Origin of the sequence: Streptomyces sp. NPDC050433, from assembly GCF_044458565.1 — a bacterium.
GTDB lineage: Bacteria > Actinomycetota > Actinomycetes > Streptomycetales > Streptomycetaceae > Streptomyces.
The window spans coordinates 226320-240249 of record NZ_JBITIB010000006.1; the positions used below are offsets into that span (position 1 = coordinate 226320).

General features: G+C 68.8%; 15 protein-coding genes and 1 pseudogene. 4 read left to right on the plus strand and 12 right to left on the minus strand.

All coding sequences use genetic code 11. From position 1 onward, the window contains the following. Nucleotides 1-15: 15 nt before the first annotated feature. The 6 genes from ACIBLA_RS10110 to ACIBLA_RS10135 form a co-directional block, all read right to left on the minus strand. Nucleotides 16-528, minus strand: coding sequence for a hypothetical protein (locus ACIBLA_RS10110; protein ID WP_363241375.1), 513 nt, complete (start codon nucleotides 526-528; stop codon nucleotides 16-18). Between the two features lie 43 nt (nucleotides 529-571). Then, on the minus strand, nucleotides 572-1075 hold the full coding sequence (locus ACIBLA_RS10115; RefSeq protein WP_363241374.1) for a hypothetical protein: 504 nt from the start codon (nucleotides 1073-1075) through the stop codon (nucleotides 572-574). Between the two features lie 457 nt (nucleotides 1076-1532). Next, nucleotides 1533-4382 (minus strand): AAA family ATPase, encoded by a 2850-nt coding sequence (locus tag ACIBLA_RS10120; protein ID WP_363241373.1) that lies wholly within the window; start codon nucleotides 4380-4382, stop codon nucleotides 1533-1535. A gap of 341 nt (nucleotides 4383-4723) precedes the next feature. Beyond that, the gene (locus tag ACIBLA_RS10125; protein ID WP_399198341.1) at nucleotides 4724-5914 is read right to left on the minus strand and encodes a cytochrome P450; all 1191 of its coding nucleotides are present in this window, start codon (nucleotides 5912-5914) and stop codon (nucleotides 4724-4726) included. Nucleotides 5915-6044: 130 nt separating this feature from the next. Then, on the minus strand, nucleotides 6045-6815 hold the full coding sequence (locus ACIBLA_RS10130; RefSeq protein WP_363241371.1) for an ABC transporter permease subunit: 771 nt from the start codon (nucleotides 6813-6815) through the stop codon (nucleotides 6045-6047). Nucleotides 6816-6862: 47 nt separating this feature from the next. Continuing rightward, complete coding sequence (locus ACIBLA_RS10135; protein ID WP_363241370.1) at nucleotides 6863-7792, minus strand: ABC transporter ATP-binding protein; 930 nt, start codon at nucleotides 7790-7792, stop codon at nucleotides 6863-6865. Between the two features lie 90 nt (nucleotides 7793-7882). On the opposite strand from ACIBLA_RS10135, the gene ACIBLA_RS10140 reads away from it, so the two are divergent. Continuing rightward, the gene (locus tag ACIBLA_RS10140; RefSeq protein ID WP_363241369.1) at nucleotides 7883-8356 is read left to right on the plus strand and encodes a helix-turn-helix domain-containing protein; all 474 of its coding nucleotides are present in this window, start codon (nucleotides 7883-7885) and stop codon (nucleotides 8354-8356) included. A 358-nt stretch (nucleotides 8357-8714) separates the two neighbouring features. Here ACIBLA_RS10140 and ACIBLA_RS10145 read toward each other — a convergent pair whose 3' ends face one another. Then, nucleotides 8715-9287 (minus strand): Uma2 family endonuclease, encoded by a 573-nt coding sequence (locus tag ACIBLA_RS10145; RefSeq protein WP_363241368.1) that lies wholly within the window; start codon nucleotides 9285-9287, stop codon nucleotides 8715-8717. Between the two features lie 370 nt (nucleotides 9288-9657). Here ACIBLA_RS10145 and ACIBLA_RS10150 point away from each other — a divergent pair, with 370 nt between their 5' ends. Both ACIBLA_RS10150 and ACIBLA_RS10155 read left to right on the plus strand, forming a co-directional pair. Further along, the gene (locus ACIBLA_RS10150; RefSeq protein WP_363241367.1) at nucleotides 9658-9912 is read left to right on the plus strand and encodes a CopG family transcriptional regulator; all 255 of its coding nucleotides are present in this window, start codon (nucleotides 9658-9660) and stop codon (nucleotides 9910-9912) included. Next, a complete protein-coding gene (locus ACIBLA_RS10155; protein ID WP_363241366.1) occupies nucleotides 9909-10325 on the plus strand; it encodes a PIN domain-containing protein in 417 nt (138 codons plus the stop codon). The genes ACIBLA_RS10150 and ACIBLA_RS10155 overlap by 4 nt, the downstream gene beginning before the upstream one ends. Before the next feature lie 180 nt (nucleotides 10326-10505). Here ACIBLA_RS10155 and ACIBLA_RS10160 read toward each other — a convergent pair whose 3' ends face one another. The 3 genes and pseudogenes from ACIBLA_RS10160 to ACIBLA_RS10170 form a co-directional block, all read right to left on the minus strand. Then, the gene (locus tag ACIBLA_RS10160) at nucleotides 10506-10673 is read right to left on the minus strand and encodes a hypothetical protein (RefSeq protein ID WP_363241488.1); all 168 of its coding nucleotides are present in this window, start codon (nucleotides 10671-10673) and stop codon (nucleotides 10506-10508) included. A 50-nt stretch (nucleotides 10674-10723) separates the two neighbouring features. Continuing rightward, a pseudogene (locus ACIBLA_RS10165) lies at nucleotides 10724-10882 on the minus strand (recombinase family protein); the annotation flags it as partial. A gap of 221 nt (nucleotides 10883-11103) precedes the next feature. Continuing rightward, nucleotides 11104-11673, minus strand: a complete 570-nt coding sequence (locus ACIBLA_RS10170; RefSeq protein WP_363241365.1) for a TetR/AcrR family transcriptional regulator — start codon at nucleotides 11671-11673, stop codon at nucleotides 11104-11106. Between the two features lie 114 nt (nucleotides 11674-11787). On the opposite strand from ACIBLA_RS10170, the gene ACIBLA_RS10175 reads away from it, so the two are divergent. After that, entirely contained in the window at nucleotides 11788-12699 is a 912-nt protein-coding gene (locus ACIBLA_RS10175) for a chlorophyllase (protein WP_363241364.1), read from the plus strand. A 32-nt stretch (nucleotides 12700-12731) separates the two neighbouring features. Here ACIBLA_RS10175 and ACIBLA_RS10180 read toward each other — a convergent pair whose 3' ends face one another. Together ACIBLA_RS10180 and ACIBLA_RS10185 are read right to left on the minus strand one after the other, a co-directional pair. Then, nucleotides 12732-13133 (minus strand): hypothetical protein, encoded by a 402-nt coding sequence (locus ACIBLA_RS10180; RefSeq protein ID WP_399198342.1) that lies wholly within the window; start codon nucleotides 13131-13133, stop codon nucleotides 12732-12734. A gap of 161 nt (nucleotides 13134-13294) precedes the next feature. Further along, nucleotides 13295-13921 (minus strand): class I SAM-dependent methyltransferase, encoded by a 627-nt coding sequence (locus ACIBLA_RS10185; protein WP_363241362.1) that lies wholly within the window; start codon nucleotides 13919-13921, stop codon nucleotides 13295-13297. Between the last annotated feature and the right edge of the window lie 9 nt (nucleotides 13922-13930).

Below are 13930 nucleotides of genomic sequence, written 5' to 3' on the forward strand. Positions count from 1 at the left end.
GCCGGCCTGTTCGGGTCAGCCGGCGGACCGGGTGCCGCGCTGCTCGTAACGCTCGAGGATGGCGGGCATCTCGGCACTGACGAAGCCCAGGAAGCGCTCCATGTTGGCCAGCCGACGCAGCCGGTCCTCGGAGGCGTTCTCCGCCCTGAGCCCGGCGAGCCCGTCCGCCGCGACGCGGTGGAAGTCGGGGAACTCCGAGAAGATGCCGCGGACCTTGGGGCCCCAGCTGTTGTCGCGCAGCCGGACCGTGTAGTTCTCCTGGAGCGTGCCGGAGCGCTCGAAGACGCTGACCGGGTCGTTCTCGGGAGTGAGCTGGTCGACGATGCGGTCGATGGCCGCGCGGGGCACTCCCAGGGCCTTCTCGATGTCGGCGGCGGTCTGCTCGGGCGGGTCGCAAATCATCATCCAGCCGACGACCCGTCCACGGTCGTGGGGCATGCCGTCGTTCTCGAAGTAGTACTGCGCGACCTTCTCGACGAACGCCTGCTCGCCGTCGGTCAGGGTGGTCGGGGGCGACTGCTCGGTCATGGAGCGTTCTCCTCGCGATGTGTCCGGACGGTCTGTCGGTCGGTCAGGCTGCGGTACGGCGGTGCTCTTCCCACCGCTTGGACATGTCGGCGAGGTCGCCGACGATGTGCCCGAAGAGTTCTTCGATCTCCGCGATCCGCTTGCGCCGCGTGTCGTCGGCCCCCGCTTCGTCGAGCACGTCGAGCCCGAAGCGGAAAATGCGGTGGTACTCCGGCCAGCTGGCGAAGGTGTCGGAGACGGCCTTCGGGTATCCGTCGTCGACGAGGCGGTAGCGCGTCTCGCCGTCCGGTGCCTCGATGCTCCGGTAGAGGCCGGCGAGCGTCAGCTGCTCGACGAGCTGTTCGATGTCGTCGGGGGTGGTGTCCACCGCGGCGCAGATCTGCGACAGGGTCTGCTCGACGGGGTCACTGATGATCATCCACGCCATCACCCGGCCCTTCTCCCAGGTGACCCCGTGAGCCTCGTGGTAGTGCCGGGCAACCCCGTCCACGAAGGACCGCTCGGCCTCGGTCAGGGTGTCGTAGTGCTTATGAGCTGTGCTGGTCACGTGTCCCGCCCTTCGGATCGGCAAGTGGGCGGTCACGGAGGCCGAACTCGGGGGTGCTCGCCCTCCGGACCGGCGGCCCAGCCTGGCCGACCGGGGCGGCGCGCACCCCCGGAGCACCCCCAGCAGCGACCCCAGTCGTGTTCACCGCCGGGTCGGCACCCCTCGTCGCCCCCTCATCACCACGCCGGTACGGCACGGCCATCGGGAGCGGACCAGTGCGGGCCGCACGGCCGACCGGAGGCCCCGTTCACGTGGACACGGGTCAGCCCGAGCCGCGCAGGGCACGGCTCGGACGAACGGGACCTGGAGCCCCCGGGCGGTTCACGAAGTGGCGTCGTACGCCTGGCGGCGGGGCTCGCAGCCGTCGGCGTGGGCGATCGGACAGCGAAGGATCGCTCTCGTTCCGCCGGTGCGCGGACGGCCGCGACAATCGGAGGCCGGGGCGGTGGCGCGCCGCCTAGGCGGAGCAGCGGATGGCCGGACCGTCCGCGGATGCCCCGGAAGTCAAGACCCGTGAGAGTTCGGCCCTTCTGGCGATTCCCAACTTGGCGTATGCCTGGCTCAGGTGCCATTCGACGGTCTTGACCGTGACGAACAGCGCCTGCGAGATCTCACGGTTGCTCAGACCGGCCAGGGCCTTGTATGCGACTCGCTCCTCGGCGGGAGTGAGGGACGCCCTGTCCTGGCTGGCCCTGGCCAGACGCACGCCGGCGAGACGGAGTTCGGAGCCGGCCGTCGACTCCAGCGCGTGGGCACCGATGCGGTGGGCCGCCTCCATGCCTGCGGTCAGCCGCTCCCGGGCGACCGTACGTCGGCCGATCCGCCGCAGGGTCGCGCCGAGCGCGACCAGCACCCGCGCGTGCTCAAGCAGGTACGGGGTGGGGGCGAGCAGGCGGTCCGCGCGTTCCAGCATCTCCAGTCCCTCCTCGCCGCCGACGATTTCGCCCTGCGCCCCGAGCGCGACAGCCAGCGGCCGGGCCGCGCCGAATGTCTTCGCCCCCTCGACGGTATCGGCGGCCAGCTTGCCCGCGGCCCGCGGCCCGGTCGTGACGGCGAGCGCCCTCACCGCATCCGGCAGGCAGTCGATATCCGCCGAGGGGTAGCGCCAGCCCTCCTGCCTGGCCTGGTCACGGCACTCGCTCAGCTCCCGCAGCCCCGCCTCGAAGTGGTCCTGCCTTATGAGCAGCCGCGCTCGGGCCAGGCGCAGCGGTACGAACAGGGCCGACGCCGGCACCGGACCGTCGAGGCCGTGGTGGCGCAGGGCCTCCTCCGCCGCGCGGGTCCGGCCGCGCTCGACGAGACAGTGGATGAGCACCGCGGCGGACAGCGGTACGCATGCTGTCATCAGCGATCCCTTCTCCTGTCGGTTCAGCAGGCGCCGGGCCGTCTCCTCGGCCTCTCCCAGTCGTCCGGTGTCCAGCAGAACCTGGGCCAGAAGACTCTCGGCCGCCTCGGCGGTGAGAGCCTGCCCGGCGTCCCGGGCGCCGCGTACCGCGTCGCGGAGCGCCGCCTCAGCGGGTTCCGCGGCGTCGCACTGGGCAAGCACCCACGCGGTCAGCATCGTGCCGTTCAGTTCGGCGTCCTCCCGGCCGCCGCCGGGGTCGCTCTGTGCGAGCGCTCCGGTGGCCAGCCGGAGCACTCGGCTCCGGGAGAAACCGCGTGCGAGCGCCTCGACCGCGGCGTGGGCACGGACGACGAACGGTCCGGAGCGGCCCGGCACGCGATGGCCGGGGGTCACGCGGCCCAGCACCGCGGCGACCCGGCGCACGGTCTCCGACGGGCCGGACACATCCGCCAGCCGGAGGAGGATGAGGGCGTCTTCGTGGCGGGCCGACGCGGCCAGTGCCAAGGCGAGTTCGAGCCTCAGCCGCTCCCGGGCGAGCGGGTCGCGGGCACGGTGCAGAGCCTCTTTCAGGTGCTCGACGGCCGACGGCTGACGGGCCCGCAGTTCCGCGGCGCCGAGTTGCCCCAGAATCCAGGGGTCGTCCTCGGCGGCGGGGTCGGCCAGGGCTCTTCGCAGGTAGCGCGCGGCCTCCTGCGGCTCCGACCTGCGCAGGGCGTCCAGCGCCGCCGCGCGCAGCGTGCGCACGGTCCACGGGTCGCCGCCGGGTTCGGTGCGGCACAAGTGCGCCGCGACGGTGGGTAGTTCACTGCCGGTGGCGTGCAGACAGCGCGCGGCCCGGTGGTGGGCGTTGCTCCGGGCTTCGGAGGACATCTGGGCGTACAGGACCTGTCTCACCACAGAGCGCTGGAAGGCGTACGGGCTGCCCGCGCCGAAGATGTCGGCGTCGCGCAACGCGCTCGCCGCCCGTAAGGTCGCCGACTCATCCAGTTCGGCCACGTCCGCACAGTGCCGGGGCTCGGCGTCCTGTTCCAGGACCGCGACCGCCCCGGCAAGTGCGACGGTCCCGGCGGGGAGCCGGTGGAGTTGACGCAGTATCTCCTTGGTGAGGCGGGCGGGAGCGAGTTGGGCGATCGCGGGGGCCGCCGCCTGCTCGGGTTCGATCCCCCGGCAGTGCATTTCGTCGAGGATCTCCTCCAAGTGCAGGGGATTGCCCGCGCTGGCGGTCAGGCAGGCCGCCGCCACGTCGTCGTGCGGGGTCCGGCCGAGACGTGCCGTGATGGTCTGCCGGACCGCGTCCGGTCCGAGGGGGGCGAGCGCCGCGTGCCGCGCCACCGGCGAGCGGCCGACGGAGAGCAGTAACTCCTGCGCCTGACCGGGGGCGGCGGGAGTGCTGCCGGTGCGGGTGGTGCCAGGGGTGCTGGTCAGCACCAGCAGCGCACCGCTGCCTTCGAGCCGGTTCACGAGGTAGTTGACGAAGCGCAGTGACGGGATGTCCGCGTGGTGCGCGTCGTCCAAGAGAAGCAGGAGGGGAGCGGCCGAGGAGAGATTTCTGCACAGCCAATAAAGTCCGTGCAGTGTCCGATACAGCCGCGCGTCGTCCTGCGGGCCGCCTCCGAGTCCCTCCGGATCCGCGTAGTCGAATATGGTGCCGGCGAGAGAAGCCGGACCGGCGAGCGGATCGTCCCGATCGCCGTAGTGCCCCGCACTCAGACAGTGGTCGAACAGCTGGCGGACGACAGCCCAGGGAAAACCCTGCTCGAACTCGTTTCCCCGGGCGTGCAGGACCTGAAAGCCGTCCTTCTCCGCCTCCCGTCGCGCGGCCCCCAGAAGGTGGGTCTTCCCCGCACCGCGCACGCCCTCCAGCATGACCAGCGCACCCTCGCCCGCTTGAGCCCGGCGCATTCCCGCACACACCAGGCCCATTTCATGATCGCGTTCCACAAGCAGGAATTCCTGCCGCATCCGCCAACCCCCTTTTAACGGAAACCTGAAATGACCGGACGTTTTCCTGGGAAGTGAAAGCGCTGGTCGACCCGATCACAGTTCGGCAAAACACGGCACTAAAATTCAGACTATGGAAAATATCGGCGTGGTCCCCCGCCCCGAAATTTCCACCCGTTTACGCAAGAAGCAACCGCAACCTAGCATCGACCTCACCTCGACCTCCAGCACACCGGGCATCAAGGGCGCGTCAATAAACCGAATCGGAAAAGGTTTCAGAAAAGACCGAACCACTCCTTGCCGCTCATGATCGGCAAGGAGTGGCGTCCGTCTCTTCGGCTGTACCGGCCAGGCGGGACGCGTCAGGCGACCCGCAGTGAGACCGGAAGCTTGTCGAAGCCCACCATCTGCGGCGGAACGGCCCAGGCCAGATCACCGTCCCTGTCGACCGATATCTCCTTGAACCGGTCGAAGAGGACGTTCAGCACGAGCCGGGTCTCCAGACGCCCGAGCGCGTTGCCGATGCAGTGGTGTGTACCGAAGCCGAACCCGAAATGGCGCCCCTCGCTGCGGCGGTGGATATCGAAGCTCTCGGGGTCGGGGAACTGCCGCTCATCACGGTTGGCCGAGCAGAAACTGGCCGCCACGTGCTGGTTGGCAGGGATCACCACGCCGCCGAGCTCGACTTCCTTCGTGGACGCCCGCAGTCCGGTGGTGATCGGTGGCCGATGGCGCAGGACTTCCTCGACCGCCTGGCCGATCAGTCCGCGGTTCTGGCGCAGTTCGGCCTGGGCGGCCGGGTTGAGATCCAGCAGGTCGATCGAGTTCGCGATGGTCATCGTCGTACTGATGTGGCCGCCGGCGAACATCACATTGGCGAAGTTGACCGTCTCGTCCTCGGTCAGCCGGTCCCCGTTGAGTTCGGCGTTGGCGAGCCGGGTGAGCATGTCGTCGCCGGGCTTGTCCCTCCTTTCGCGCACACGTTCGCGAAGGTAGGAGATCGCCTCCTGCTGAAGCTCCCCCAGCGCTTCGAGGAATCCCTCCTGCGCCATTTCCTCCGGGGTGACGTTCATAACCTTTCGCGCCCAGTCGTAAAAGAGGACGCGATCCTCCGCAGGCAGGCCGAGTATCGCAAGAATGACGGCTATCGGGACGGTGTACGCGAGGTCGGCGACCAGGTCGACCTGGTCCCGGTCACCGATCTCGTCCACAATCTCGTTCGTCAACCGCACAATTTCCGGCTCATAGGCACTGATGGAGGCGGGCGTGAAGGCCGTACCGAGAATCTGCCGCACCCGAGTGTGGCGCGGCGGGTCCATCTGCGGCAGGCTCTCCAGGCCCGACTCGGGAAATCCCATGCGGTGCATCTCGGAGGAGAAGGTGCCGGGATTGGTGAGCACATGACGGGCGTCGGTGTACCGGTAGACCACCCACCAGCCCGTGGCGGGGTCCCGGTGGACCGGATGCTCGTCGCGCATCATGCGATACCAGTCGTAGACCGCCGGGTCGTTCACATTCGGTTGCGGCGGAATCTCAAGCTCTGTTCCGGACACCCCATCACCTTTTCACCAGACGACACAGATCGGCGGGTCGGTCGATGCAGCCTTGCGGTACGGCCGCCCCGAACGCACCCTGGTCTCCCCCAGCACCCACCCCAGCACCGGTGCCGGGGTGGGCCCGTGTTCAGCTGTTGATGTCGCGGCGGTTGAACCGGCTGACGCCCAGTCCGAAGAGGACCAGGGCCGCGGCGGCGAGCACGAACATGTCGGCCCACTGGAAGCCGTGCCGCAGAGGCTGCCCACCGATGTAGTAGTGGAACGGCGAGATGTAGGCGAGCCAGTCCGCGCCGATCTGCCCCGCGAAGGCGTGCACGGTGTACGACACCACGCCGATCACGGCGCTGCTGACCAGGACGACCGCCTTCCGGCCGACGGCGGCACCCAGCCCGATGGCGAGGGCGCCGAACAGGATCGCCAGCAGCGAGAGGTTGAGGCACTGGGCGAGGAACTCGACCGGCGTGACGCTGGTCAGTTCGGCGCTGTCGCGGATCGCCAGCAGCGCCACCCACACGAGGAGGCCGACCCCCACCGCACCGGCGGACAGGGCACCGAACCGCTGGGCGGCGACCTGGGTGCGCGTGACGGGGTGGGCGAGCAGCAGGTCCAGCTGCCCGGACTCCTCCTCGGCCGCGACAGCCCGGGTACCCGCCGTCACCCCGTAGATCATGGCGAGCAGAGGGAGGACGATGCCGAAGACGCTGGCGTGCAGATAGCCGGCCGCGCTGGCATCGATGTTCAGCCCTTCCCGCAGGGCCTCGGGGAGACTCGCGGTGTTCTCGCGCTGCGAGGGGTAGGTGCTCCCGTAGACCATCCCGACCAACGCGATCCCGACTGCCCAGCCGGTGAGACTGCGGCGACCGTCGGACAGGTACTTGGCGAAGATGGCGGCGCTCATCGGTAGTCCTTTCGGAGTTCGGTTCTCGAACGGTGACGGCGCGGCCGTCAGGCGGCGGGCGCGGTCTCGGTGCGGGGCGCGTCCTCGGCGCCCGCGTAGTAGCTGTGGAACAACTCCTCGAGGGCCGGCTCGGTGGCCCGCAGACCGGTGACCGTGTGCAGGGCGACGGCCTTGACGAAGGCGTCCGGACTGCCGGAGATCTGGCCGGTCAGGGTGGTTCCCGCCTCGTCCAGTGCCAGCCGGTCGAGACCGGGCACCTCGCTGAACTGCGCGACCGAGACAGGACTTTCGAAGGTGACCTCGACGTCACGGACCGCTCCGCTGCGGAGGTTCTCGACTGTGTCGACGGCGGCGAGTCGGCCGTCGCGAATGATGCCGACGCGGTCCGCGACCGCCTCCACCTCGCTCATGATGTGGCTGGACATGAAGACGCTCTGACCGGCCTCCCTCGCCTCGGCGACCATGTCGAGGAAGGTCTGCTGGACCAGTGGGTCGAGCCCGGCGCTGGGCTCGTCAAGGATCAGCAGCTCGGGAGTGTGCATGAACGCCTGCACGAGACCGACCTTCTGCCGGTTGCCCTTGGACAGCTTCTTGATGCTGGTGCTCTGGTCCAGACCCAGCCGCTCCGCCAGCTCGTCGATTCGCGCCTGCGGGACACCGCCGCGCAACCGCCCCAGGAACTGGAGGTATCCGCGGACGTTCTGGCGGCCGTCACAGACGAAGTCGCCCGCCAGATAGCCGACTCGGGCCCGCAACGCGACGCCGTCCGTCCGCGGATGCAGCCCGAGGACGGACACCCGGCCGGCGCTCGGCCTGATCAGGTCCAGCAGCAGCCGGATCGTGGTGGACTTGCCCGCTCCGTTGGGCCCCAGATACCCGAAGACCTCTCCTCTGCGCACATCGAGGGTCAGACCGGTCAGGCCGCGGCGGGTGCCGTAGGTCTTCGTGAGCTCGCGTAGCTCAATCACGTTCTCCATTGACCCAACGTATCGAAGTTTCAGAGATCTGCAAACATTCGGAGTTTTCAACCCCCACGTATGATAGGAACTCGTCAAGAGGAGGCAGTGATGGACGACAAAGGCACACAACTGCGCGAAGGTGCCGAACGGCTGGCACTGACGCTCACGGAGAGCGGTATGCAGCGGACCACGGCGCGTGTGATGACGGCACTGCTCTTCAGCCAGCAGGAGACCATGACGGCGGCCGACCTCTGCGAGGAACTCAAGATCAGCAGCGGCGCGGTGTCGGGCGCGGTCAAGCAGCTGATCCCCACCGGCATGATCGAACGAGTGCCCGCCCCCGGCAGTCGCCGCGACCACTACCGTTTTCGCGATCACGCGTGGGCGACCCTGATGGGCAACCAGAACACCCTGCTCGACAGTATGTGGAACGCCGCCGCCGAGGGCATCAAAGCCGCGGGCAAGGAGAGCGTCGCAGGCCGTCGCCTTGACGAGATGCAGGACTTCTACGGATTCATGCAGCGGGAGATGGCCGCCCTCATCGACAAGTGGCGCGAGGGCTACGACGCCGGGCTACGCTGACGCGCCGCCGTGCGCGGTGACCTCACTGCGCGCGCGGGCCGCCCTCACAGCCAACCCCGACGCATATCCCCACCCGGAGCCTTACCGGCACGGGCCGTTCAGCGAAAGACAGGTCGAGCGACCGGTACGCGCCACAAAGCCACAGGTCAAGCACCTTTCGCGGCTGGCTCCAGGATCGCCGCGCACTCCACGTGATGCGTCATCGGGATCATGTGGGCTTGGGATCGAGTGGGAAAACCTGCAGTTCAGACGGGGTTTTCCGGCTCACCGTTGATCTTCCGGGGCGGCCGGAGCGTCATATAACCGTCGCGGCCAACAGGAACCCCTGGCATGAGCCTCCCCTCGACCAAGGCCTTGCTCACGGCACGAGGGCGTCGAGATCGATGTCGAGGGGGAACGGGACAGAGACCTTGAGCCGGCCGCGGTGGATCCCGGTTGCCACGTAGGAGCTGGTCATGGCATCGAGTTCGTAGGTGTGGACGGTGGGCGCTCCGGCCTCGTCCTCGATGCGCCAGAAGTGCGTGATCTCGGCCTTGGCGTACTTGAAGGGTTTCATGGATCGGTCACGGTCCGCCGACTCCTCCGAGACGACCTCGACAACAAGGGCGACGTCCTCGGGTGCGTACCAGGTGCGGTCAGGATCGTATGCGGCGGTGGAGACCAGGATGTCGGGCTCGGGACGGCTCTTCCGGTCGAGGCGGACGGTCATCTCGCGCTCGGCCTCGAAGCCCGCGGGAGCTGCCTGTCGCAAGGCGAAGGTGAGGTTCTCCACGAGCCGGGAGTGCCACGAGCGCTGCGGCGACATCATGAAGATCAAGGCTCCGTCGATGAGTTCGGTGTGCCGCGGCGCTTGGGGAAGGCTGTCGAGGTCGTCCGCCTCCCAGCCGCTCGGCCTGGGCGGGATCATCCATTCGGGAAGTTCGGCGGTCACGGCTTCCTCCACGCGCCTTCAGAAAATGGTCCAGGGGCCTTGATCCCGGGACACCGACACGGGCCACGCATCGACTGACAGCCTAGTTGACGGCGTCGCACGGTGAGCAAAACCTGACGCGGTGGAAGGCCACGCCCTCGGCCTGGCATGTGCCGCGGCGAGCAGCTGCGGCGACGCGCACTGCGAGCCCGTCACCCATCACGCTGCTCCCCGATGCCGGACTCCACGGCGACGAGCACGCCATCGACAGAGCGGCAGCGGCAGCGGCAGCGGCAGGCAAAGATCCTTCGGTTCTGGCAAGCGGTGGAGTACTTCAGCGGGCACCTACATGGCGCACACTCGAAGTAGGACGAGAGGTAGGATCGGTAGCATGAGTGAGACTACCGGCAAGTACTCGATCACGATGCCCCGTGACATCGCGGAAGCCGCCCGCGCTCGAGGCGGCCCTTCCGGCCTGTCCGCCTACGTAGCCGCCGCCGTCGCCCGCCAGATCGAACGCGACAACCTCAACGAACTCATCACCGTCGCCGAGGCCGAGCATGGCGCCATCACCGATGAGGAGGTCCAGGCTCTGCGCGATCAACTCCACCGGGCGCAGGCACAGGGCGGGACGAACGCCGCGTGACCCGCTCCCCCGCCCTCGCGCCGGGTGGCACCCTCGCCCTGGACAGTGAAGGGCTGGCCAAGGCCGTGCTGCGTGACCGCACGGTCACCGCGTGGCTGGCCCTCGCCCGCGCCGACGATCTGCGGGTCATCACGTCCGCGGCCACCCTCGTCGAGGTGGTCCACCCCCGGATTAACCGCCCGGCCCTGGAATGGACGCTGTCCCGCCTCGTGGTCGAGCCGGTCACCGAACCGATCGCCCGCCACGCCGGCACGCTGCTCGCCGATGCCGGGCTGCACGGGCACAAGTGCGCCATCGACGCCATGCTCAGCGCCACCGCCCTAGCCGCACCCGGCCCCGTCACCGTCCTCACTTCCGACCCGGAGGACATCGCCACACTGTGCGGCGCACGCGCCACCGTGATCAAGATCTGAGCAGTGAGCTGCCCCGCGCTTCGCAGCAGCCGACTCGAATGGCCTGAGGCGTGGTCGAGGAGATCGACGACTGGTAGATGCAGCCCCTTCGTCGATCGATGGCAGCGGCTGGCGGCCCCAAGAAGCGACATCCCACCAGTACATGAGGCGCCTATCGCTTTGTGCGACGACGACCAGTTCTCACGATCCGTCGTAGGTCAGCTCGCGCCGGAGTTCGCGCTGGAGTTCGCCGGCGGCGGCGAGGGTCTGCACCATGAACTTCACGGTGGACAGCAGTTCGCCGGTGCGCGGGTGGCGGGCGGCGAGGTCCATCGCGGAGAACGCGCCGTCGTGGATGCACAGCGCCACCTGCTCGGGTGCAGGACGGTGTCGCCCGGCCGCGCGTACGCGAGCAGCTCGCGGAACTTCGGGCGTTGGAGGGGGTGGAGGCGGCTGGAGGTCCCGCCGTCTTCCTCGAAGACGACCGGGTCCTCGATCCCGGCCTCGTCCAGGACGAGGTTCTGCCGGGCGGTCGACTGCTGGTCGGTCGAGACCCGCTCGTAGACCAGATTCGCCACCGAAGGCCCCTTCCGTACGGAGGATCGGACCCTATTTGTCGTCAAACCCTGTCAGCAATCACCATCGGATCTGATTGGATTCGGGCCGCCGCGAACCCCCGGATTGCACGGGTTCTTTGGACGCGCGGGCCGCCTGTCGTCAAACGCATTCGAGGCCGGCCCCTGGCCGGACCGGATCGAGCAGCGGTGACGTCGCTTGTCACTGTCCCCTGAGACAGCCGTCATACCTTGCTGCGGCAGCCGGCGAGGAGGAGGGCGACCATGCCCTTGGCGTCGGCCTGGCCGTAGTCGGGGCCGGTGATGCAGAGGTTTCCGATGGCGCGCAGGAGTGTGTAGGCGGCGACACCGGGGCGAAGTTCCTCGGTGGCAGCGCAGGCGTCCAGCAATGACGCGCAGGCCGGGACCAGGGTGTCGAGCATGAGGGTGTGGAGGTTCTCCAGTCCTGGGTCACCGGACCCCAGTGCCGCGCCGAGGCCGTGCTTGGTCACCAGGAAGTCCACGAACGCGTCCGTCCACAGGGTCAGAGCGGTGAATGGCGAGGCGGATTCCTCAAGAAGCCGGGGCGCGAGAGCGGTGCAGGCGTCGATCTGGTGCCGGTAGACGGCGGTGACGAGGTCCGCGCGGGTCGGGAAGTTGCGGTAGACCGTGCCGACACCGACGCCGGCGCGTTCGGCGATGTCGCGGACGGGTGCCTGGATGCCCTGCTCGACGAAGACCGCCGCAGCAGCCTCCAGTACGCCGCTGCGGGTGCGCTGAGCCTGTGCTTGGCGTACCCCGACCGACTCCGGCACGGATGGCTCCCTTTGCTCGCGGAACAATGTTCCGCTAGTTTGGCGGAACGGCGCTCCGCCAAATTATGGCATCCCGGTACTCACAGAAAGTGCAGGACCCTCATGTCCTCGTCCATGTCCTCGTCCCACTCCCTCAGCCAGCAGATCGTCTCGGTCAAGCCCATCGTTGTTCCCTCGCCCGGGCGCGGCATTGACCTTCAGGTAAAGGTCACCGCACCCCGGTCGGGCCAGAACCTGCCTGTGATCGTTTTCTCCCACGGGAACGCGTGGTCACTGGACGGGTACGAGCCCCTCGTCGACAGGTGGGCCACCGCCGGATTCGTCGTGGTGCAGCCCACCCACCTGGACTCCCGGCGCAACGCCATCGCCTGGGACGACCCGCGCTTCGCCACCATCTGGCGCGTGCGGATCACCGACCTGCACGCAATCCTCGACCACCTCGCAGACGTCCTGGCCCAGGCCGGCCTGGAGACCCGCGCCGACCGTGAGCGCACTGCCGTGGTCGGTCACTCCTGGGGCGCCCAGACCGCGGGCGCCCTCCTCGGTGCGCGCGTGCTGGACGCCGAGGGTGTTGCGGGAGAAGACTTCTCCCACTCTGCGGTTTCGGCCGGCGCGCTGATCGGGGCGACGGGAACCGGCGACACCCTCACCCCGTTCGCCGCCGAGAACCTTCCGTTCATGAAGCCGGACTTCTCCACCATGACCACCCCGGCCCTGGTCGTCGCGGGCGGCAAGGACGACTCGCAGCTCTCCACCCGCGGGCCGGAGTGGTTCACCGACGCCTACCACCTCAGCCCGGCGCCCAAGAGCCTGCTCAGCATCACCGAGGCCGAGCACACCATGGGCGGAATCGCCGGCGAGAAGGTCGCCGAGACCACCGACGAGGACCCCGCCCGTGTCGCCCTCACAGCCGACGCGATCTCCGCCTACCTCCGCGCAGCCCTCAACCTCGACGACGCCGAGTGGACCGCCCTCAACAGCACCGCCGAAGGCAGCGACGGTACGTGGAGCCTCGCCGGCAAGTGAGCTCAGCCTGACCGCCGGGACACACTCGGCGGTCAGCAGCGAGCGGGGCGGAGTTCGGCACCGAGGCGGCGCCGACGGGCACGCTGGGCCGGTTCGAGGCGCACGTTGACGCCGCCCGGCCCGTCGGCGCTTCCCTGGAGGAGTTCCAGGCCCCCGAGTTCCGCTTCCCGGTGCGCGATCTCGGGGACGGGGACGCCCTTGTCCTTGAGCGCGACGGCGAAGGTGAGCATGCCGCCGTGGTTGCCCTTGGCCGCTGCGGTGACCTGGCCTTCGAGGGTCTTCTCCCGGATGCAGTTGCGCTCGATCTGCTCCTTGAAGACCTTGTGGCACTCCGCACGGTGGAGGGCTTCGAGCTGGCTCGCCAGCTCCTGCCGGGCGGTCGATGTCCTCGCGTACCCGATCCGGATCGGCCGCTCGGTGCGGGGCGCGGGCACGACGGTGAGCGCGGGGCCGGTTTCGAGAGGACTTTTGCCAACGGTGACCTGCGGAGACGTGATTACTCCCGGGTCTTTCGCAGATCTCTCACAGATGTTCATTTGTGAGAACGACCGCGCGCGCGATGCCCGTGGCCCGAAGATGCCCGGTGCGACTGAGCTCACGCTGCGGCGGCGGCACGGTGCAGCGTGAACCAGAACGTCGGGACCGGGTTCGTGCCCGGCGTCACATCGGTCAGCTGCCACCCGGAGAACCTGGCGCTGAGTTCGTCCGCAGTGACGCCGGACCACGAGTCGTCAAACGCCCCGGGCCCGTACCCGAACATCAGCAGTCGTGCACCGGGGGCGGCACGCTTGGTGAGGCCGGCGGCGTAGGCGTCGCGGCGGTGCGGTGGAATCCCGCAGTAGCAGCTCAGGTCGAAGAACAGGTCGTACGGGCCGGGCATGCCCACCTCGTCGAGTCGGGTGGCGTCCCCGCACAGCACCGTGACGTCCGCTCCGGCGGCGTCGGCCTTCTCCCTCGCCTGCCGGACCGCGCGGTCGACCATGTCGACGGCCGCCACCCGCCAGCCGTGCCGGGCCAGGTACACCGCGTTGGTTCCGGTGCCGCAGCCGAGTTCGAGGACCTGGCCCGGCATCAGCGCGCCGGGCCCTTCTATCAGGGCCACGAGCTCGGGTGGCGTGATGCCGCTGTCCCACGGCGGCTTGCCGTCCCGGTAGAAGTCCTCCAACACGCGGCGCACAGCCGCCTCTTGGTCGAGCTCCGCAGCCGTCCGGGTCTTACTCATCGCTCCCCC